General features: G+C 72.3%; 20 protein-coding genes. 8 read left to right on the forward strand and 12 right to left on the reverse strand.

Annotated elements, in window-relative coordinates:
- Window positions 1–44: 44 nt before the first annotated feature.
- Entirely contained in the window at window positions 45–947 is a 903-nt protein-coding gene (locus AB0878_RS33195) for a MurR/RpiR family transcriptional regulator (protein WP_366584151.1), read from the forward strand.
- Here AB0878_RS33195 and AB0878_RS33200 read toward each other — a convergent pair.
- From AB0878_RS33200 to AB0878_RS33215, 4 genes are read right to left on the reverse strand one after another with little or no spacing between them, the layout of a single operon-like run.
- A complete protein-coding gene (locus tag AB0878_RS33200; protein ID WP_366584152.1) occupies window positions 944–1,831 on the reverse strand; it encodes a GntR family transcriptional regulator in 888 nt (295 codons plus the stop codon). The genes AB0878_RS33195 and AB0878_RS33200 overlap by 4 nt on opposite strands.
- A 9-nt stretch (window positions 1,832–1,840) precedes the next feature.
- Window positions 1,841–2,257, reverse strand: coding sequence for a cupin domain-containing protein (locus tag AB0878_RS33205; RefSeq protein WP_366584153.1), 417 nt, complete (start codon window positions 2,255–2,257; stop codon window positions 1,841–1,843).
- Window positions 2,254–3,603: an NAD-dependent succinate-semialdehyde dehydrogenase gene (locus AB0878_RS33210; protein ID WP_366584154.1), complete on the reverse strand. Its 1,350-nt coding sequence runs from the start codon at window positions 3,601–3,603 to the stop codon at window positions 2,254–2,256. Before AB0878_RS33210 ends, AB0878_RS33205 begins: the two co-directional genes overlap by 4 nt.
- A gap of 8 nt (window positions 3,604–3,611) precedes the next feature.
- Complete coding sequence (locus tag AB0878_RS33215) at window positions 3,612–4,691, reverse strand: isocitrate/isopropylmalate family dehydrogenase (RefSeq protein WP_366584155.1); 1,080 nt, start codon at window positions 4,689–4,691, stop codon at window positions 3,612–3,614.
- 173 nt (window positions 4,692–4,864) lie between these two features.
- Here AB0878_RS33215 and AB0878_RS33220 point away from each other — a divergent pair, with 173 nt between their 5' ends.
- Window positions 4,865–6,082, forward strand: coding sequence for a CopD family protein (locus AB0878_RS33220; RefSeq protein WP_366584156.1), 1,218 nt, complete (start codon window positions 4,865–4,867; stop codon window positions 6,080–6,082).
- 214 nt (window positions 6,083–6,296) lie between these two features.
- On the opposite strand, the gene AB0878_RS33225 is transcribed toward AB0878_RS33220, so the two are convergent.
- The 4 genes from AB0878_RS33225 to AB0878_RS33240 all read right to left on the reverse strand — a co-directional run bounded on the left by AB0878_RS33225 (window position 6,297) and on the right by AB0878_RS33240 (window position 10,783).
- Window positions 6,297–6,917 (reverse strand): ABC transporter ATP-binding protein, encoded by a 621-nt coding sequence (locus AB0878_RS33225; RefSeq protein ID WP_366584157.1) that lies wholly within the window; start codon window positions 6,915–6,917, stop codon window positions 6,297–6,299.
- A complete protein-coding gene (locus AB0878_RS33230; protein ID WP_366584158.1) occupies window positions 6,914–7,579 on the reverse strand; it encodes an ATP-binding cassette domain-containing protein in 666 nt (221 codons plus the stop codon). Before AB0878_RS33230 ends, AB0878_RS33225 begins: the two co-directional genes overlap by 4 nt.
- Window positions 7,566–10,247 (reverse strand): ABC transporter permease, encoded by a 2,682-nt coding sequence (locus tag AB0878_RS33235; protein WP_366584159.1) that lies wholly within the window; start codon window positions 10,245–10,247, stop codon window positions 7,566–7,568. Before AB0878_RS33235 ends, AB0878_RS33230 begins: the two co-directional genes overlap by 14 nt.
- Before the next feature lie 110 nt (window positions 10,248–10,357).
- Window positions 10,358–10,783, reverse strand: a complete 426-nt coding sequence (locus AB0878_RS33240; protein ID WP_366584160.1) for a transcriptional repressor — start codon at window positions 10,781–10,783, stop codon at window positions 10,358–10,360.
- 159 nt (window positions 10,784–10,942) lie between these two features.
- Here AB0878_RS33240 and AB0878_RS33245 point away from each other — a divergent pair, with 159 nt between their 5' ends.
- A complete protein-coding gene (locus AB0878_RS33245; protein ID WP_366584161.1) occupies window positions 10,943–11,386 on the forward strand; it encodes a Fur family transcriptional regulator in 444 nt (147 codons plus the stop codon).
- A 12-nt stretch (window positions 11,387–11,398) separates the two neighbouring features.
- On the opposite strand, the gene AB0878_RS33250 is transcribed toward AB0878_RS33245, so the two are convergent.
- Window positions 11,399–12,325: a DJ-1/PfpI family protein gene (locus AB0878_RS33250; RefSeq protein ID WP_366584162.1), complete on the reverse strand. Its 927-nt coding sequence runs from the start codon at window positions 12,323–12,325 to the stop codon at window positions 11,399–11,401.
- 121 nt (window positions 12,326–12,446) lie between these two features.
- Here AB0878_RS33250 and nthB point away from each other — a divergent pair, with 121 nt between their 5' ends.
- The 4 genes from nthB to AB0878_RS33270 all read left to right on the forward strand — a co-directional run bounded on the left by nthB (window position 12,447) and on the right by AB0878_RS33270 (window position 14,703).
- Window positions 12,447–13,211, forward strand: coding sequence for a nitrile hydratase subunit beta (nthB, locus tag AB0878_RS33255; protein WP_366584163.1), 765 nt, complete (start codon window positions 12,447–12,449; stop codon window positions 13,209–13,211).
- Complete coding sequence (gene nthA / locus AB0878_RS33260) at window positions 13,208–13,828, forward strand: nitrile hydratase subunit alpha (RefSeq protein ID WP_366584164.1); 621 nt, start codon at window positions 13,208–13,210, stop codon at window positions 13,826–13,828. Before nthB ends, nthA begins: the two co-directional genes overlap by 4 nt.
- A gap of 10 nt (window positions 13,829–13,838) precedes the next feature.
- Complete coding sequence (locus tag AB0878_RS33265) at window positions 13,839–14,171, forward strand: nitrile hydratase accessory protein (protein ID WP_366584165.1); 333 nt, start codon at window positions 13,839–13,841, stop codon at window positions 14,169–14,171.
- Window positions 14,172–14,244: 73 nt separating this feature from the next.
- Window positions 14,245–14,703, forward strand: coding sequence for a MarR family transcriptional regulator (locus tag AB0878_RS33270; RefSeq protein ID WP_366584166.1), 459 nt, complete (start codon window positions 14,245–14,247; stop codon window positions 14,701–14,703).
- Between the two features lie 5 nt (window positions 14,704–14,708).
- Here the strand turns inward: AB0878_RS33270 and AB0878_RS33275 are convergent, their stop codons facing one another.
- Together AB0878_RS33275 and AB0878_RS33280 are read right to left on the reverse strand one after the other, a co-directional pair.
- Window positions 14,709–16,046, reverse strand: a complete 1,338-nt coding sequence (locus AB0878_RS33275; protein ID WP_366584167.1) for a carboxylesterase family protein — start codon at window positions 16,044–16,046, stop codon at window positions 14,709–14,711.
- Window positions 16,047–16,056: 10 nt separating this feature from the next.
- Entirely contained in the window at window positions 16,057–17,661 is a 1,605-nt protein-coding gene (locus AB0878_RS33280; protein ID WP_366584168.1) for a DUF885 domain-containing protein, read from the reverse strand.
- Window positions 17,662–17,754: 93 nt separating this feature from the next.
- Here AB0878_RS33280 and AB0878_RS33285 point away from each other — a divergent pair, with 93 nt between their 5' ends.
- A complete protein-coding gene (locus tag AB0878_RS33285; RefSeq protein WP_366584169.1) occupies window positions 17,755–18,696 on the forward strand; it encodes a helix-turn-helix domain-containing protein in 942 nt (313 codons plus the stop codon).
- Here AB0878_RS33285 and AB0878_RS33290 read toward each other — a convergent pair.
- A complete protein-coding gene (locus AB0878_RS33290; RefSeq protein ID WP_366584224.1) occupies window positions 18,638–19,624 on the reverse strand; it encodes an MmgE/PrpD family protein in 987 nt (328 codons plus the stop codon). The genes AB0878_RS33285 and AB0878_RS33290 overlap by 59 nt on opposite strands.
- Window positions 19,625–19,676 lie beyond the last annotated feature (52 nt).

Below are 19,676 nucleotides of genomic sequence, written 5' to 3' on the forward strand. Positions count from 1 at the left end.
TGGCGGCCCTCCCGTGGGCACGTGGATCGGGAAACGAGGGTGGGATGGGGAACGACGAAGAGTCGCTGCGCGCGCGGATCGCGCGGTGCCTGCCGAAGATGTCGCGGGCCGAGCGGACCGTCGCGGAGTACCTGCGCGACCACGGCCGCTACGCCATTTTCGCCACGGCCGACCAGATCGGCGGCGCGACGGCGACCAGCGACGCGACCGTGGTGCGCACCGCGAAGTCACTGGGGTTCGCGGGGCTGATGGACCTGCGGCGCAGCCTGGCGCGCGAGGTCGCGCTGGAGACCAGCCCGTCGCACCGGCTGCTGACCGAGCTGCCCGACGGCGCCACCGCGGGCGATGCCGTGGTGGACAAGGTCTTCACCGACGCGACCGAGCGGCTGGCCGCCACCTGGCGGCTCGTGCAGTCCGACGAGTTCCTGCACGCGGTCGACCTGCTGGACTGCGCGCGCGAGGTCCTCAGCTTCGGCCTGGGGGCCTCGAGCCTGGTGGCGCGGTACCTGACCATGCGCCTGGTCCGGATGGGCCGGCGCGCGCGGTCCACGGGCGCCACCGGCTTCCAGCTGGCCGACGACCTGCTCGGCCTCGGCCCGGAAGACGTCGTCGTGCTCTACATCCCCGGCCGGATCCTCGGCGAGATCGAGGTGCTGCTCGATCACGCCGAGGAGGTCGGCGCGAGCGTGGTGCTCGTGTCCAGCTCGCTGGGGCCGCTGTTCGGCTCCCGGGTGGACGTCTCGCTCACGGCTCCGCAGAGCGCCAGCAACTTCACCGGGGAGATGCTGAGCGCGGAGGTGCTCACCGACGCGTTGGTGCTGCGCCTGGCCTCGCGCGACGAAAACCGCGCGACGAAGACGTCGGAACTGCTGACTTCGCTGCGTTCCGATCTGATCAACGGCGATCTGCGCGCACCGCGGCTGCCCCGCGGCGACGGCGTCGGTTAACCGGGGCCGGCCGTTTTCTCCACGCTGACGGTGCTCAGGTGCCGCCGCAGGAACTCCGCCGCTTCGGCGGTGCGGCCGGCCAGCAGCAGGTCCGCGAGGTCGACGTGCTCGCGGCAGCGCACAGCGGCCCGGTCGCGCGGCAGCGTGCGCCGGTACTCGATCAGGCGGCGCAGGTTGTCCACGCGGCGCAGCGAATCGATGAAGAACGTGTTGTGGCTGCACGCCACCACGGCCTCGTGGAAGGCGCGGTTGCGCGCGAACAGCTCGGTGTTGGTCACGGTGTGCGCGGCGCCCTCGGCGAGCTCGAGCTGTTGCGCGCGAACGGTTTCGATGGCCGCCCGGTCCACGGCGAAGCCGGGTTCGAGCAGCGCCGCCGGTTCGAGCGCGAGCCGGAACCGGTAGCTGTCCTCATAGGACTCCTGCGACGTCAGCATCGGCTGGAACTCCCAGCCGTAGCCGGGCAGCCGTTCGATCCAGCCCTCGCCGGAGATGCGGCGCAGCACGGCCGTCACCTGGGCCGGGGTGAGGGCGTAGCGGCGCGCCAGCTCGCTCTCGCTCACGCGGTCGGGCAGCTCGCCGTCGAGCCGGTCCGAGGCGATGCGCAGGTACTGCTCCTCGTCCTCGTCGCCGAGCTCACCGGCCTCGACGGTGAGCTCGGCGACCGGGCGGGCCACGGTGTGGCCGCCGCCGGGCTCGGCGACGGCCACCACCCCTTCGTCCGCCAGCAGGCGCAGCGCCGCGCGCACGGGTGAGCGCGAAACACGCAGGTGCGCGGCCAGGGTGCGCTCCACCAGCCGCGTGCCCGGCTCGGCCGCGGTCTCGCGGATGTAGCCCACGATGCGCGCCGCGACCTGCCGGGTGAGCGGGGTCGGGGTCTGTTCCACTTACCCAGGCTAGCGCCGGTGCTCGGCATCCACCCGGGTGGTGGTGCCGGTCGCGACGATCGTGCGCGTCGCCTCCACCGAGGCGTAGGTCCACAGGATCCGCATCGGCGCCGTGGCCGAGGCGTTGCGGAACCGGTGCGGCACGCCCGCGTCGACGTAGGTGGTGTCCCAAGTGGACAGGTGGTGCTCGGCGCCGTCGATCTCCACGATCGCCTCGCCCTCCAGGATCACCACGCTCTCGGGGCAGTTGTGCGTGTGCAGCGGGATGCCCGCGCCGCCGTCGAACAGCGTCTGGCCGTTGAGGAACACCTCGGCGCCCAGGGCCTTGCTCACCAGCGGGATCGTGCGCGCGCCTCCGCCGCGGTCGGCCGCGGTCAGCTCGGCCGGGCGCAGCACCACGGAGGGAAACGGCTTCGATTCGCTCATCGGGTTCCTCCGAACCACACGGTCTTCACGTTCACGAACTCGCGGATCCCGTCCGCGCCCAGCTCCCGACCGTAGCCGGACTTCTTGATGCCGCCGAACGGCAGCCGCGGGTCGGAGGCGACCATGCTGTTCACGAACACCGCGCCGGCCTGCAGGCCCTTGGCGAAGCGCTGCGCGCGTTCAGCCGACCGCGTCCACACGGCGGCGCCGAGGCCGAACTCGGTGTCGTTGGCCAGCGCCAGGGCCTCGTCGTCGCCGGAGACGCGCACGATGGCCGCGACCGGCCCGAACGTCTCCTCGTCGAACGCGGCCATGCCCGGCTTCACACGGTCGAGCACCGTCGGCGCGTAGAAGTAGCCCGGTCCGGCCACGGGCTCGCCCCCGGTTCGCAGCACGCCGCCGGCGGCGACCGTGCGGCGCACCTGGTCGTCGAGCCCGTCGCGCAGGTCCTCACGCGCGAGCGGCCCGACGGTGGTGCCCGCCTCGGCCGGATCGCCCACCCGCAGCCGTTCGACCGCGGCGGTGAAGGCTTCGGCGAACTCGTCGGCCACGGCCTCGTCCACGATGAACCGCTTGGCGTTGACGCAGCTTTGCCCGTTGTTGAGGAACCGTGCGCGCACGGCCGTCTCGGCGGCGGCCGGCACGTCGGCGTCGGCGAGGACCACGAACGGGTCGGAGCCGCCGAGCTCCAGCACCTGCTTCTTGAGCGCGGCCCCGGCCTGGCTCGCCACGAGCGCGCCGACGCGCGTCGAGCCGGTCAGCGTGACGGCGGCGATGCGGTCGTCGGCGATGAGCTTCGCGACCTCGCCGACGTCGACGAGCAGCGCCCGCACCAGCCCGGCGGGCGCCGAGGCCTTGCGGAACACGTCTTCGATGGCCAGCGCGCAGCCCGGCACGTTAGTGGCGTGCTTGAGGATCGCGCCGTTGCCCGCGGCCAGCGCCGGCGCGGCGAAGCGGAAGAACTGCCAGAACGGGTAGTTCCACGGCATCACGGCGAGCACCACGCCGAGCGGCTCGGCCACCACGGACGCCTCGGCCAGCACCGGGCGCTCGGCCAGGTACTCCGCGGCGTGCTCGGCGTAGTGCACGCAGTTGAGCGCGCACTTCTCGATCTCGGCCTCGGCTTCGGCGAGCGGCTTGCCCATCTCTTCGGTGATCAGCCGCGCGTACTCGGCCTTCCCCGCGCGCAGGACCGCGGCCAGCTCGCGCAGCAGCTCCACGCGTTCGGCAAGCGGTTTCTCACGCCACGCCGCCTGCGCGGCCACGGCCGAATCCAGTGCGGCGTCGACCTCTTCGGCCGTGTGCAAGTCGTATGTGGACAGTGGCTTGCCCGTCGCCGGGTTCACGGATCGGATCATCGGGCACCCACCGGAAGGCCGGTGACGGACTCGGAAACCGCGCCGGCGAACGCTTCGGTGCCGAGTGTGCCGCCGACGTCCGCGGTGCGCGTCGCCGGGTTGTCGAGGACGGAGTCCACGGCGCGGGTCACGAGTTCCGCGCCGGCCACGAGCGCGTCGTTGCCATCGCGGCGGCCGCGCCAGTCCAGCAGCATCGCCGCGGACAGGATGAGCGACGCCGGGTTGGCCACGCCCTGGCCAGCGATGTCGGGGGCCGAACCGTGCTGCGCCTGACCGACGCACACGTCGTGCCCGGCGTTGATCGACCCGCCGAGGCCGAGGCTGCCGGACAGCTCGGAGGCCTCGTCGGACAGGATGTCGCCGAACATGTTGGTGGTCACCAGCACGTCGAAGCGCTCCGGGTCGCGCACGAGCAGCGCCGCCGCCGCGTCGACGATCAGCTCTTCCAGCTCGACGTCGGGGAACTCCTGGGCGACCGCGCGCACCTCGCGCAGGAACAGGCCGTCGGACAGCTTGAGCACGTTGGCCTTGTGCACCGCCGTCACCTTGCCGCGGCGGCCGCGCGCGAGCTCGAACGCCGCCCGCGCGACGCGGGCGGAACCGCGTGCGCTGACCTTGCGCACGGACAGCGCGAGGTCGGGGTCGGGCATGAACTCGCCGGTGCCGGCGAACATGTTGCGGTCGGAGTAGAAACCCTCGGTGTTCTCGCGCACGATCACGAGGTCCATGGGCTTGCGCAGGATGCTCAGGTCCTCGCGCGAACGGCACGGGCGCACGTTGGCGAACAGCTCGAACGTGGTCCGCAGCGCGGCGGACGGGTTGATCCCGCCCTGTTCGCGCGGCGGATACTCGTAGTGCGACACCGGGCCGAGCAGCGTGCCGTCGACCTCGGGCACACGCTCGAGGACCGCCTGCGGCAGCGTGGTGCCGTCGGTCGCGAGCGAGGCCAGGCCGATGTCGCGGACCTCGAAGCTCAGGCCGAGCCCGAGCCGCCGATCCGCGGCGCCGAGCACGTCCAGGGTTGCCGCCGTGATCTCCGGGCCGATTCCGTCGCCGGGCAGGACGAGGACTTTCACGGACACTCCTTCCGACTGCGGATTTTCCGACGCTGGTTTTTCACTCTAGCAATATACCATCAATGTAGTGGACGCTTCAGTCTTCACATCCGTTGTAGGATCAGCTACCTTCGACCGCCAAGAGCCTCCCCACCTGTACGGCTCACGTCCCCCGCTCGAGGAGATGGCTGCCGATGTCCCTGCTGCTTACCCAGGCCGTGTCCGCGGCCGAAGCGAACCCGACCCCCGAGGTGTGGCGGGTCATCACGAAAATGGCGTACTTCGCCGGTCTGATCGGTTCGATCGGCGGCTGCATGCTGTACCTGATCGTGCTGCGGCCCGTCTTGAGACGGCCGTCGGTCGATCCCGCCGACCGCGCGGTGCTGCAACGCCGCGCCGGCGTCTACTACGCGCTCGTCGGCACGTGGTTCCTTGTCGCGCTGTACTTCCAGATCGCCGGCAAGGGCGCCCGTGTGAAGGGCAAGGAAATCCCGTTCGGCGACGCGCTGTCGCCCGCGGCGATCTGGCGCTTCATCTCGGTGCCGGGCAAGAAGGGCGACTGGATCTCCAGTGGCGCCGAGGCGTTGATCCAGTACGCGCTGTGGGGCCTCGCGGCGATCGTGCTGATGCTGGCGTTCTCCCCGCGGCTGCGGGAAAAGCTCGGCGTGCTCACGCTGACGTCGCTCATCATCAACTTCGTCGCCTACCAGGTCACGCTGCTGCCGACGAACTTCTCCAAGGCCACCGGCGACACCGTCGCCAACTCGCTGCTCGACCACCTGCACGTCTTCTCCATCTCGACGTGGGTCGGCGGCATCGCGGGCCTGGTGATCCTGGCCTTCTCGCGCCGCAAGCTCACCCGCGGCGCCGGCGACACGTTCGCCCAGATCTGGACGCGCTTCTCGACGCTGGCCATGGTCGCCGTCGGCTGCATCCTGATCACCGGCCTGTACCTGGCGTACACGCTGATCGGCAGCCCGTCGGAGCTGTTCACCACGAGCTTCGGACGCTTCCTCGTCATCAAGGTGTCCTTGGTCCTCACGATGATCTGCATCGGTGCGGCCAACGAGTTCGTGATGATGCCGCGCATCGCCCGCGCCCGCGCCGCCGGTGCGGAGGGTTCGGTGTTCAAGCTGGCGCTGCGCACGTTCCCGGTGCTGGTTTCCGTGGAGACCCTGCTCGCGGTCGGCGTGCTGTTCGTGCTCTCGTTCCTGACGGGTTCGGCCCGCGCCGAGGCCGGCGACCCCGCCGACCCGACCCTGAGCGGCAGCGTGATCGGCATCGGCGTGGTGCTGGCGATCCTGATCGCGATCTCCTTCGTGACCACCGCCAAGGTCTCCGACCGCCTGTCCCGCTCGGCGGCGCGCGCCCACGAGGTCGAACAGCGTGAGGCCGTCACCGCGGAGAGCTGAGCGTCAAGGGCCCATCAGGGAAACGCGTTGGTGTGTCAAGCGTTCGTCGTGCCCATGCCCGCCCCGCCGTCGTCCGGGAGACCTTGAGGGTCCTCGAGAAGAAGGCGGTGGCGGGCATGGGCACGGTGGTTTCCGCGGTGGTGCTGATCGGTCTGTCGGCAGTGCTGGCGCTGGCGTTGCGCGTGTCTTCACGGCGGTGAGCCGCGCGCTCGCCTCAGTGGCCGGCGCCCGTCAGCGCGATCGTGCGGTCGGTGTGCGTGGCGAGCAGGGGGTCGTGGCTGGCGACGAGGACGGCGGCGCCCGCGTCGGCGGCCGTGCGGAGGCGGGCGAGGACGACTTCGGCGTGGGGACGGTCCTGGTGCGACGTCGGTTCGTCGGCGAGGACGAGAGTGGGGGCGGTGGCCAGCGCGCGGCCGACGGCGGCGCGTTGTTGTTCCCCGCGGCTGATTTCGGTGGGCAGACGGTCGGCGAACTTGGCGAGGTCGAGGGTTTCCAGCAGCTTGGTGAGGTCGGCGTTGCCGCCGGTGCGGGCGGCGAAGGCGAGGTTGTCGGCGACCGTCAGCTCGTCGAACAAGCCGATGGACTGCGGCACGAAACCCAGGTGCTGCCACGGCATTCGCGCCATCGGGACGGCCGGCAGCACCGAACCCGGCGTGACGCTGCCGGTGTCCGGGGTTTCCCAGCCGCCGGCGATCATGAGCAGGGTGCTTTTGCCGGAACCCGAAGGGCCGGTCAACGCGACCAGCTCACCGGGGTGCAGCTCGAAGCTGATCGGCCGCAGCACCTGCGTGCCGCGGTAGGTCTTGGAGACGTCGGTGAGCGTCAGCACGGTCATCGGATGCGTCCGTCCACGAGTTCGATCACGTCGTCGGCCGCGGTGACCAGCTCGGGGTCGTGGGTGGCGACCACGACGGCGTGCCCGAGGGCCGCCAGCCGGCGGACGGCGTCGCCGACGAGGTGGGCCGACGCGCGGTCGAGCTGGGCCGTGGGTTCGTCGGCGAGCAGCGCGGCGGGGTCGCCGGCGGCGGCGAAGGCGAGGGCGACGCGTTGCTGTTCGCCGCCGGAGAGGCCGCTGGGTCGGCTGTCGCCGCGGTGCCCGAGACCGAGGGTGGTGAGCAGCTCGCCCGACGGGGTGCCGGTGCCGCGCAGGCGGCCGGCGAGTTCGAGGTGCTCGGCGACGGTCAGGTACCCGAGCAGGTTGTCGACCGGGTTCTGGAAGACGTAACCGAGCCGTTTCCGGCGCAACCCGCGGCGGCCGCGGGCCGACAACGCGGTCGCGTCGACACCGTCGACCTCGACACGGCCGCGCGCCGGGCGTTCGAGGCAGGCGAGGATCCGCAGCAGCGTCGACTTCCCGGAGCCGGACGGTCCGACGAGCGCGGTGACACGGCCGCGCGCGGCGGACACCGAAACCTCCTGCAGGGCAACGACATCGTGGGTCGCGGTCCGGTAGGTCTGGTGCACGTCTTCGCACCGGAGCGCGTCAGTTGGTGTCACGCAGCACCTCCGACGGGCGGGCGCGCGAGACGGCGCGCTGGGCGGCGAGAGTGGCGAGCACGGCGGCCAGCAGCGTCGCCGCGGCGAGGCGCGCGGTGAGCGACCACGGCGCGGCGATCAGGGTGCCGGGTGCGGCGGCGGGGTCGAGGTCGTAACCGGCGCTGGTGATGGCAACGGCGATCGCGGCGAAGCCGAGGCCCGCGACGAAGCCGGTGGCCAGCAGGCCGCCGACCTCGTAGAGCAGGGCCCGCCAGTGCGAGCGTGGCCCGATGTCCATGCGCCGCAACAACAAGTACGCGCTGCGCCGCGCCCTTGCCCGCGAATTGAGGTACAGCAACAGTCCCACGAGGACGATCGCGCCGGCCAGCACGGACACCGCCGTCAGGAACAGGAACGTGCAGGTGATCGCCGCGTAGACGCCGTTGGCGGTCACGTCCTGGGCCTGGCTCAGCGTGCCGACGGGCACGTGGGCCGCGGACAGCGCCGGAACGATCCGTCCCGGGTCGCCGCGCAGCCACAGCTCGTGGTGCAGGTTCTCGCCCGCCAGGCGGGTGAGCACGTCGCGGCGGACGAACATCAGCGGGAACCCGGCGCTCTTCCCGGGCAGCTGCGCGACGCTCGTGACGGAGAACTCGACGGTGTGGCCGTTGATCTCCACCGGCGTCGGCCCGGAAGTGCCGGGGATCCCGGCCAGCACGCCGGCCGGCGCGCCGGGTGCGGTCAGCCCGGCCATCAGGTCGTCGAGAGCCGGGCCGGGCAGGAGGTTGTCCCAGAACGCGGTGCCGGTGAACGTCGCCGGGTCGACGCCGAGGACGTTGACGGTGGTGCTCCCGACCGTGCCGGAGTCGTAGCGCTCGACGAAACTCGACGGGAACCCGGGCGGCGCCCGCGCGGGTCCGGTCAGGTCGACGACCACGTCGGTGCCGACCACAAGCTGGCCCTCGGCGTGCAGCGTGCGCTCGACCGACCCGGTGACCGTGGTCGCGTACACCGACAGCGCGATCGGGATCGCCGTCGCGGCGATCAGCACGGCCGCCGCGGCCGGCGCGGACGCGAGCCTTCGCCACGACAGGAACGCGACCGCCCGCGACAGCGACACCGGCCGCAGGCGCACCACGGAGAACCGGACGACGCGCGCGGCCAGCAACGCCAGCCCGATCACCAGCAGCAGCGGCACCACGATCAGCCGCGGCGGGATCCGCGCGACGGTCCCCGCCGCACCCACTCCCGCCGCCGGATCGTCACCGAGCGCGAAATAGCAGACCAGCGCGGCGCCCAGCGGCAGCAGCTCCCACGGCCAGTTGCGGCGGCGGGTGGTGCGCGCGTCGAACAACGCGGTGATCCGGCGGCCGCTCGACACGGCGATCGCGCCCAGCGTCACCACCAGCGCGGCGGCGGCGCCGAGTACCGATCCGGCCAGCGCGCCCGGCGTGACGAGCGGGCTCGGCCCCAGCGCCGCCACCAGGTAGCGCGCGAGGAACCAGCCCGCGGCACTGCCGAGCACCACGATCGTGCCGACCTCCAGCACCGCCTTGCCCACCAGCGCGAACGGTCCCACCCCGCGCGACGACAGCACCGCCAGCTCGGCGCGGCGCCGGTCCACCCAGAACGAGCCGGCCGCCGCCGCGATCACCAGCCCGGCCAGCGCCCCCACCGCGCCCATCGGCACGACGGTGGTCGCCAGCTGCGTGGTCACCTGGTCGGCGCGGACCACCATGCCGCCCAGCGAAGACGTGTACTCCGTGCCGCCGAAGCGGTGGAACGCCCGCCCGAGCGGGTCGGCGGGATTCTCGGTGCGGGCGCGGACGTGTTCCAGCCCGGCCACCACGGGTGGCGCGCTCGCCGTGGTCATCCCCGTGGTGTCGACGGAGCTCTCCACCAGGTTCTGCACGCCGGAGTCGCGGGTGGCGATGTGGAAGAAGTCGTCCGGCGACACGAGCGCCACCGGGTACGTGCCGGCGTTGGACAGCGGGCTGCCGCGGTAGAGGCCGACGAGGCTGCACCAGTACTGCTGGTCCGGCAGCGAACGCAGGTCGCGGTAGATCCCGGCGACGCGCATCGTCGACGTGCTGCCGCCACCCGGCGCGGTGGCTTTGCCGCTGGGCTTGAGGTCGTTGCGGGAGCCGCCGCGCACGGTCACGAGGTCGCCGGCGTGGAGGTTCTTGAGCGCCGCGAACTGGTCCGGCAGCCAGATGCCCGGCCCGGTCCCGCGCTGGACCACCTGGATGTGGTTCTGGAAATCGGTGCGCGAGATGAGGTTGACGACCGTCTGCTCGGGGTGCGCCGGCGGGCCCGTCGCCGCTTCCACCGACGCGCCGGAGACCAGGGTCGACACCGGCGCCGAGGCTCGCGGCACCTCGGCGGTGGCCTGGCCGGCCAGCTTCGCGCGCGTGTCGTACAGGGCTTTGCCGACCGACTCGGGCACAGCGGGGTCGCGCTGCTGCATCGGCAGGCCGCCCTGCCACTGCGCGCCGACCGCCCATTCGCACGCGAGGGAGGTCTGCTGCTGCAGCGTCGCGTTGCCCGCCGCCGAAAGGAACAGTGCGACGGCCGTGGCGGGCAACGCCACCAGAACCGCGGCCGCCGCGACGGCGATCACCACCGCCGGATTGCGCCACCCCGTCCGCACGGCCCGCGACCACGGCGTGGGCAACCCCCTCCTCGGCATGTCGAGGAGTTTCACACAGGCGTTTGCCCGTCAGGGCGCGCCGAGATCGTTTCGAAACGGCGTGCTGGCCGACCGCACCCGTGCGGCGACGGGCTGTGGCGGAATCCCGCTCAGCGGGCCGGTTCGGGGTGCGCGAGCCCGTCGGGGGCGCAGTGCGAGCACACGCCGGTGAGGATCGGCGCGCTCGTGGCTTCGGCCGTGCCGACGGAGTCGAGGCGGCCGCAGTTGGTGCACAGCAGGTGGCCGTGTTCGGGCCCGGTCAGCTCGTAGCGCTGGGCCACGCCGACGGTGTCGAAGCGGCGGACGAGCCCGGCGGACACCCCGGTGGCGAGCACGTCGTGGATCGCCCGGGTGGAGGCGAAGCGGAGGCGGTCGCGGACGTGGGGGAGCAGCTCGGCGACGGTGGTGTGCGGCTGCTCGGCGAGGGTTTCGAGCACGACCTGGCGGGCGGTGGTCACGCGCAGGCCGGCACGGCGCAGGCGGGCCCCGGCGTCGACGTGGCCGGGCGACGGCTGGGGGAGCGTGGGAGTCGGCACAACACCTTTGTAGTGCCTAGAGTTGATGAAGTCAATTGTCTGATGGAGTCAAGTGTGGGTTACTCAGCGGCGTAACGGCAGGTGGGGAGGGTTTCGGCGGGCCGTGTGAGCTTCTCCACGCCAGACTTGATGCAGTCCATTCTGAGGTACGCTGCGGCCATGGATGCGTTCGGGGTGCGGTTGCGCCGGGTAGGGCTGCGCAACACGCCGCAGCGGCGAGCGGTGCTGGCCGCGGTCGAGCGGCACCCGCATTCGACGGCGGCCGAGCTCGCCGTGGACCTCGAAGCCGACGGCGCGGCCGGCGGGCTCTCCCGTCAGGGCCTGTACAACGTGCTCGAAGACCTCGTCTCCGCCGATCTGCTGCGTTCGCTGGAACCCGCGGGCTCGCCCGCGCGCTTCGAACCGCAACGCCACGACAACCACCACCACCTCGTGTGCCGCGGCTGCGGCGCGATCCAGGACGTGCCGTGCGCCGTCGGCGCCCCGCCGTGCCTCGACCCGGTCACCGCCCCCGGCTTCCGCGTCGAAGCGGCCGAAGTGACGTGGTGGGGCGTGTGCGACGCGTGCGCTGCTGCCAAGCCGCATCTGTCCACAACGGACTGACGGCAGCCGGCGCTAGTCGTCCGGCTGTGCCCGCAGGTGGCGGCGCAGGGTCTCGTCGCTGCCCAGCCCGCTGCGCCGCGCGGCGGCGGCCACGGTTTCGCCGCTCATGACCAGCGCGATCGCTGCTTCCCGGCGCACGGCGGCGACGTAGGTGGCCGGGGTCTGGCCCGTGCCTTCCTTGAACAGCCGCGACAGGTGGCGCGTGCTGAGGCCCACGCGCTGCGCCATGCTCGTGAGGCAGTGGTCGCCGGCCGGGTCGGCGGCGACCTCGTCGCAGAGCTCGCGGACGATGTCGCGGCGCGGGCGCGGAGTGCGGGCGGGCACGGAGAGCTGGGGCTGAGCGCCGCGGCGGCGCATGAAGACCACCAGCTCGCGGGCGATCTCGTGGGCCAGGACGTCGCCGGCGTCCTCCTCCACCAGTGCGAGGGCGAGGTCGATGCCGGAGCTGACGCCGGCGGAGGTGAGCACGCGGCCGTCGCGCACGTAGATCGCCTCGGGGTCGACCTCGACGCCGGGGTAGCGCTGCTGCAGCGTGTCGGCGTGGCGCCAGTGGGTGGTGGCGCGGCGGCCGTCGAGCAAACCGGCGGCGCCGAGCGCGAAGGCGCCCGCGCACACCGACGTCACGCGCCGGGCACCGCGCGAGAGGTGCCGGATCGAGGTGAGCAGCTCGTCGTTCGCGCCGGGTTTCACCAGGCACTCGCCGCCGGGGACGACCAGCGTGTCGACGTCGGTGACCTCGGCCGCGGCCCGGTCGACGCCGATGCGCAGGCCGCTCGACGTGGTGATGTCGCGCCCGTCCGGGGAGCACATCGTGACGACGTAGCCGGTGCCGAGCTCGGCGGCGACGTCGAACACCTCCAGTGGCCCGGTCACGTCGAGCAGCCGGACGCCGTCGAACACGAGGACGGCGACCGGGACCGGCGGTCTCGACAGGCCCACCCCGGGAATCTACGACGGCCCCCCGCGACAGGAAAGGGCCGGATGTGTGGGCTGCGTGTCCGCTTCCAGTCGGTTACGCGGTGTTAGCTTTTCCCCGGACGACGCGAAGGCGGTGCCCAGGATGAAGCTGCAACACGGTCTCGGCGGTCTCGAAGGCCTCGAGGGTGTCCCGTTGGACTACGAGAAGCGCGTGTTCGTCGAAGACTGGGAGAAGCGCATCTTCGCCATCCACACGGCGATGATGGGCCTGAGCGCGTCGCTGCGCGACTCCGTCCCCGGCTACGACCTCGACGCGGTCCCCACCACGTTCCGGACCACGTGGACGTGGGCCCACCTGCGCGCGGGCGCGGAGGCGATGCACCCGTTCGAGTACTTCAAGTTCCGCTACTACGAGAAGTGGCTGGGCGGCATCAGCGCGTACCTCGTCGAGCAGGGTTACCTGACGCAGGAGGAGCTGGACGCCGCCACGGAACGCTTCCGCGAGCAGCCGCAGGCGCAGCTGCCGGACCGCGACGCCGAAGCCGTCGACGAGCAGGTGCTCGACTACCTGCGCCGCGGCGACACCCCGAGGCGCGGCCCGGCCACGCCGGCGTTCGCGGTGGGCGACGAGGTCGTGGTGCGCAACCCGCCGGCCACGGAGCACACCCGGCTGCCCGGTTACCTGCGCGGGCACCGAGGCCGCGTGGAGCGGGTGTTCGAGGGCAACTACTCGTACTTCGTCTCTACCGGCGGCGACGGGCTCGGGGAGCCGATGTCGGTGTACATCGTGCGGTTCGAACCCGAGGAGCTGTGGGGCGAGGAAACCGAACGCGCGGCCGGCCCGCTGTACGCCGAGCTGTACGAGACCTACTTGTCCGCCGGATCGACGAGGGACGGAAACCGATGAGCGAGCTGTTCGCCTACCCCGACGACCGCGAGGAGGCGAGCGCCGCGCAGGTCAAGGCGCTCGAGGCGCTCCTGATCGAGAAGGGCGTGATCACCGGGTCCACTGTGGACAAGGTGCTCGGCTACTTCGAGTCGGAGATGACGCCGCTCAACGGCAAGAAGATCGTGGCCCGCGCGTGGGTCGACCCGGAGTTCGCGCAGCTGCTGGCCACCGACACCCCGAAGGCGATCGCGCAGCTGGACCTGCCCGAGGGCATGGCCGGCGCCGAAGGCGAGCACATCGCGGCTGTGGTCAACGAGCCCGGCGTGCACAACCTGGTGATCTGCTCGCTGTGCTCGTGCTTCCCGTGGCCGGTGCTCGGGCTGCCGCCGTACTGGTACAAGGACCCGGTGTTCCGCGCCCGGGCAGCGCGCGAGCCGCGCGTGGTGCTGGCCGAGCTGGGCGTGGAGCTCGACGACGACACCGAGGTGCGTGTGTGGGATTCGAGCGGCCACTCGCGGTGGTTCGTGGTGCCGGCGCGGCCTTCGGGGACGGAGGGCTGGAGCGAGGAACAGCTCGCGGAGCTCGTGACGACGGAGTCGATGATCGGCGTGGCCCTCGCGGGCCCGGCGGCGTGAGGGGGCGGGCGTGGCGATCGACATCAGCACGCTGAACTACGACGAGTCCGGGCACGTCAAGTTCCACTCGTCGTGTTCGACGGACCTCGAGCAGCCCGTGTTCGACGCGGAGTGGCAGCGGCGCGCGTTCGGCCTGGCGGTGGCGCTGTCGGAGTTCGGCCACTACGCGTGGGAGGACTTCCAGCGCGAGCTGATCGCGGCCATCGGCTCGTGGCAGTCCGCACCCGACGACGAAAAGGGCCGCTGGGAGTACTACCAGCACTGGGTGACCGCGCTCGACACCGTCGTCCGGCGCCACGGCCTGCTCGAAGAGGGGTACGTCAACCCCGAGGACCGCGACTGAGCGTTCGCCTAGACTTCCTCCTCACCGGGCGAGCGGGGCCCCGCTGCCGGACGACGCGGAGGAGGCGGCAGGGTTGGTCAGCCGGGCCGAGAAGAACGAATCGAACCCCGACCTGGGCGTCCTCGCCGGGCGGCTGCTGTTCGCCGTGCAGCACGAGCTCTTCACGTCCCTGGCCGCCCAGGGCTTCGCCGACCTCCACCCCCGCCACGGCGCCGTGCTCGCCTACCTCGACACCGAGGGGGTCCGGGCCACCGAGCTGTCCCGCCTTTCGGGGCAGCACAAACAGGTGATCGGGACGATGATCGACGAGCTGGAGGCCCTCGGGTACGTCCAGCGCCGCCCGGATCCCGCCGACCGCCGCGCGAAGCTGATCTGCCCGACCGAGCGCGGGCTGGCGGAGATGCGCGCGGCCGGCCGGATCATGACGGCTCTGCAGGAACGTCACGCGCGCCGGCTGGGGCGTGAGGTGTACACGCAGTTCAAGACGGTGCTGCAGGACGTGGTGGAGCACCAGCGGAAACGCACCGTGTGACGCGGTCAGCCGATCCGGTGGGGCCCGGTCCAGCCGGGGTTTCCCCGGGTGACGAAGGAAACCCACGCGTCGTGAGTGCTCCGGGCGAGGTCCGCGGGTGGTTCGCCGGGGCCGAGCAACGCGTGTTCACCGCGCAGGCCGGGCAGATCGACACAGTCGAAGACGAACGGCAGCTCCACGCAGTGGCACGCCCCGAGGCGGCCACCGAACGCCGGTGACCGCCAGCGGAAGTCGTAGGTCCAGGTGCCCAGGTTTTGGTTGGCTTCCCGGAAGGCATCGGTCATCAGCCGGGTGAGGAGCTGCTCGGGATCGTCGTGGGGGTGCGTTTCCCGGCAGCGCGCGATGCGGGCTTCGGGATCGGGGAAGCGTCGCCGGGCGCCCCGCAGGAGGTCGGCTTCGGTGGTGTCGAAGGCGAAGGGGATCGAGTAGAGGTTGGCTTCTTCGGCGTTGGTGCCGGCGAGGAGGCCGATGTCGCCGCGGAGGCCGTCGGCGGGCTTGCGCGTCAGGAGTTCGCCGTCGAGGACGGGCTTGAACGGGCTGCTGCCGAGTGACGGGTCGAGGAAACCGTGCTCCGTCTTGAGCTGCTCGGTCAGGTCGAGGATGCGCTCGTCGCCGAGGTCCGCCAGCGCGGCGGCCGTGGCGGGCGCACCGAGGGCCGCGCCGAACGCTCGTGTGGTGAGCGCCGCGCGTTCGGGCGGGTGGCAGCACAGGGCGTGGCCGCTCTGGCTGATCCCGCGCCGGAACAGATCGGTCGGTGTGGTCATCAGGGCGAGCACCAGCATGGCTCCGGCCGACTGCCCGCCGAGAGTGACGTTCCCGGGGTCCCCGCCGAAGTGCGCGATGTTCGCGTTGATCCACCCGAGCGCGGCCAGCACGTCGAGCAGCCCGCGATTGGCGGGCGCGCCGGGCAGGTCGAGCCAGCCGATCGCGCCGAGCCGGTAGTTCACGGTGACCAGCACGATCCCGTCGCGGGGGAAGGCGTCGGTGGCGTACACGGGCGCGTGGCCGGTCCCGGTGGCGAAACCCCCGCCGTGGAGGAAAACGAGCACGGGCAGGTTCCGCGTACCGGGATCCGGCGTGGACACGGTGAGGCTGAGGTACTCGCCCGGCGCCGTCGTCGCGCCGAGAACCGGCGACAGATCGGCCCGCCCGAACGGCCGCATCCGCTGGGGCGCGGTGGCTTTTGCCGCGCCCCGTACGCCGTCCCACCTCGGCGGCGGCCCCGGCGCGGCGAACCGCCCCGCCCCGACCGGCGTCGGCGCGTACGGAATCCCGGCGAACGTTACGCCGTGCGCGCTCCGGTGGCCGAGCACCTTGCCCGAGGCGGTGCGGACGATGGTCACCGGTGCGGCCTCAGCGCAGCGCGTCCTGGAGCGCGGCCAAGCCCACCGGGCCCACCGAGAGAGCGTCGTGGTGCCACTGCCGCAGCGAGAAGTCCGGGCGGGAAGCCGCTTCGGCGCGGGCGGTGAGCCAAGCTCGTTCCCCCAGCTTGTACGCGATCGCCTGGCCCGGCCAGCCGAGGTAGCGCACCACCTCGGGGTGGACGCGGTGCTCGGCCGCCAGCCCGCGTTCGTGGAGCACGCGGCAGGCCGTGTCGAAGTCCCAGCGGGAACCATCGGGCAGGGGCAGGTCCAGGTGCGCGCCGATGTCGATGACGACGCGGGCGGCGCGTGTGGCCGAACCCGCGAGCATGCCGAGGCGGGTGCCGGGCTGGGTGTACCAGCCGAGCTCGTCGGCGAGGCGCTCGGCGTAGAGTGCCCAGCCCTCGGCGTGGCCGCTGACGGAGTGCACGCGGGCGAAGCGGCTGACGCGGTCGGCGGCGAGCTTCGCGGTGCCGATCTGCAGGTGGTGGCCCGGCACGCCCTCGTGGAACACCGTGGTCAGCTCGGACCACACGGCGAAACGCGAGCGTCCGCCCAGCGGCCACCAGGTGCGGCCCGGCCGGACGCCGTCCTCGCTCGGGCCGGTGTAGTACGGCGCGCCCGAGCCGGAGCCGTGGGCGATGGTCACGTCGATGGCGCGCAGGGGTTCCGGGATGTCGAAGTGGGCGGCCGCATCGGCCATCGCGCGGTCGTGGGCGGCGCGCAGCCAGTCCACATAGGCCGGTTCACCGTCCACAAAGTACTGCCCGTCGAGCAGCGCCATGGCCTCCGCGACCGAAGCGCCCGGACGAACCTGCGCCGCCTCCGCCGCCAGCTCCTGCTCGATGCGGGCGAGCTCGGCCCAGCCCCACTCGTACGCCTCGGCCAGGTCGATGTCGGCGCCCAGGCTCAGGCGCGCGCCCGCCGCGTAGCGCTCGGCACCGACGCCCTCGACGGTGGTCGCGCGCGGCGCGTAGTCCTCGCGCAGGAAGCGGGCCAGCTCGGTGTAGCCGCGGTGGGCGGCGTCGGCGGCGGAGCGCAGGTCTAGGGCGAGCGGGCCGTCGCCGTACGAAGCCACGAGGGCTTCGTGGACGCCGGCGAACCGGTCGGCCTGTGCCGCGGTCTCCAGGGCCTGGCGGCGCGCGGCGACGAGGCCGCGGTCGAGGCCCGCGCGCAGCGACGTCTGCCAGGCCGCCAGCATCGTCTCGACGCCGGCCAGGCGCACGCCGATCACGTGCCAGTCGTCGTCGCCGGCACGCGGGAGCATGTCGACGGTGTCGCGCAAGGAAGTCAGCACGCCGAACTGGGCTTTCACGGTGCGCAGGGGCTCGCCGAGGTCGTGCCAGGCGAGCTGCGCCTCGAGCCGTTCCTTGAGGTGCGCGCCCGCGATGCGGTCCTCGGCCGACTCGGGGGTGAGCGTGGCCAGGGTCGCGAGCGTCCGCCGCGCTTGATCGGCGCGGGCGTCGAACCCGTCGGGCGAGAAGTCGGTGAGCGTGGCGGGGTCGGGGGTGGTGATCCCGCGCATCGTCGCCGCCACGGGGTCCAGGGCGGCTTCCGCGGTCACGTGGTCGTCGGAGAGCTGGAAGATCGGCGTCACCCGGCTCACGCTATACCCGCTCCGCGAAGCCGGTGTGAACTTCACGAAGCCACACTGCTTGGCGAGAACACCGGTGACCACTAGGATCCCGCCATGCACTCCGTGGTGATCCTGGCTCTCGACAAGGTCGTGCCGTTCGATCTGGCCACGCCCATCGAGGTGTTCACCCGCACGCGCCTGCCCGACGGCCGCGCCGCCTACCAGGTGCGCGTGTGCGGTCCGGCCGAGGAGATCGACGCGGGCGCCTTCACGATCCGGCCACGGCACGGCCTCGAAGCCCTCGCCGAAGCGGACACGATCATCGTCCCCGGCCGTGACGAGCTCGAAGAGGTGCCCGCCGACGTCGTCGATGCCCTGCGTGCAGCCGCGGCTAAGGGCACGCGGATCGCGTCCATCTGCTCCGGCGCGTTCATCCTCGCCGCCACCGGCCTGCTCGACGGGCAGCGCGCCACCACGCACTGGGTCGCCGCGCCGCAGCTCGCCGCGGCCTACCCGGCGATCGAGGTCGACCCGGACGTGCTCTACGTGGACAACGGCAGCATCCTCACCTCGGCCGGCGCCGCCGCGGGCCTCGACCTGTGCCTGCACCTCATCCGCCGCGACCACGGCTCCGCGGTCGCCGCCGACGCCGCCCGCCTGTCGGTGATGCCGCTCGAACGCGAGGGCGGCCAGGCGCAGTTCATCGTCCACGACCCGCCGCCCACCCCGCGCGGCTCGGTGCTCGAACCGGTGCTGCGCTGGCTCGACGAGAACTGCGCGAAAGACCTCACGCTCGACGACATCGCCGCCCACGCCGGCATGAGCAGCCGCACCCTCAACCGCCGCTTCCGCGAACAGACCGGCACCAGTCCGTTGCAGTGGCAGCTGCGCGCCCGCATCCGCCAGGCGCAGCACCTGCTGGAAGCCACCGACCACGGCGTGGACCGCATCGCAGGCCAGGTCGGCTTCGGCTCGCCGACGTCGTTCCGCGATCGCTTCAAACGCATCGTGGGCACCAGCCCGCAGGCCTACCGCGGCAGCTTCCAGCGGCGCTGAACACGGGAAACCGGCCGGACGCGACGGCGACCGCCGCGCCCGGCCGGGGGATCAGTGCAGCAAGCCGGTCAGTTCCGAGAGCTCGCCCAGGCCGGCCAGGCCGTAGGTCAGCTCCGTGATCTGATCGGCCGTCTCCGCGGAGACCACGCGGGTGGCGTTGAGGCGGAACTTCGTGGCCGGCTCCTCGGCCGACAGCGGGTTGTCCGGCCCGCCGGGCACGCAGGACGGCGGGGAACTGGTGCGGGAAGATCTCGTCGCACCGCGAGTCCGGCACGCACGTCACCTTGGCCGCCAACGCGAGCCGCTCGGGGTCCGCCGCCGCGGAGTCGGTGAAGTCCTCGTGGAACACGCCCAGCCCGCCGCCGCCGAGGAACGCCGCCGGGACCGTGTAGGGGCCGGAGAACGCCGCGTGGTAACCCGATTTCGGGTGGACCTTGTCCTCGCGCGGCTCGCCGATGGTGCGCAGCACGGCCGTGGGCGCGCCGAGCTCCAGGCTGACGATCGAGGCCGGATCCACGCCCCGGGCCCGCAGCCGGCGCGCGGCGTCGATGCCCGCGTGCGTGAAGTGGTTGCAGGGATACGGTTTGAAGAAGATCCCCGGCAGCTCCCAGTCGGTGCCGAGGCCGGTCACGATCTCGTCGACGTGGGCCTGGTCGCCGCAGAACGCCTGCACGAACCCGAACCGGCCCTCCAGTACGGTGGGCGGACCCGTGATGCCGTGCCGTGCCATCCCGGCGGCCGTCACCGCGGCGTGCGCGGCCCAGCCGCAGTGCACGCGCTTCACCGTGCCGCCGGTGCGGTTGGCCTCCAGCAGACCGGAACCCATGCTCGCCGCGATGCCGATGGCGTCGGCGATCCCGGCTTCGTCCACATCGGACAGCATCGCGGCGGCGGCGCCGAGGGCACCGCAGATCGCCGTGGCGTGCAGGCCGTGCTCGAAGAAGACGGAGTTGCCGAGCTCCTCGGCGTACCCCCCATGC

This window comes from Amycolatopsis sp. NPDC047767 (genome assembly GCF_040704195.1).
In the GTDB taxonomy this organism is placed as follows: domain Bacteria; phylum Actinomycetota; class Actinomycetes; order Mycobacteriales; family Pseudonocardiaceae; genus Amycolatopsis.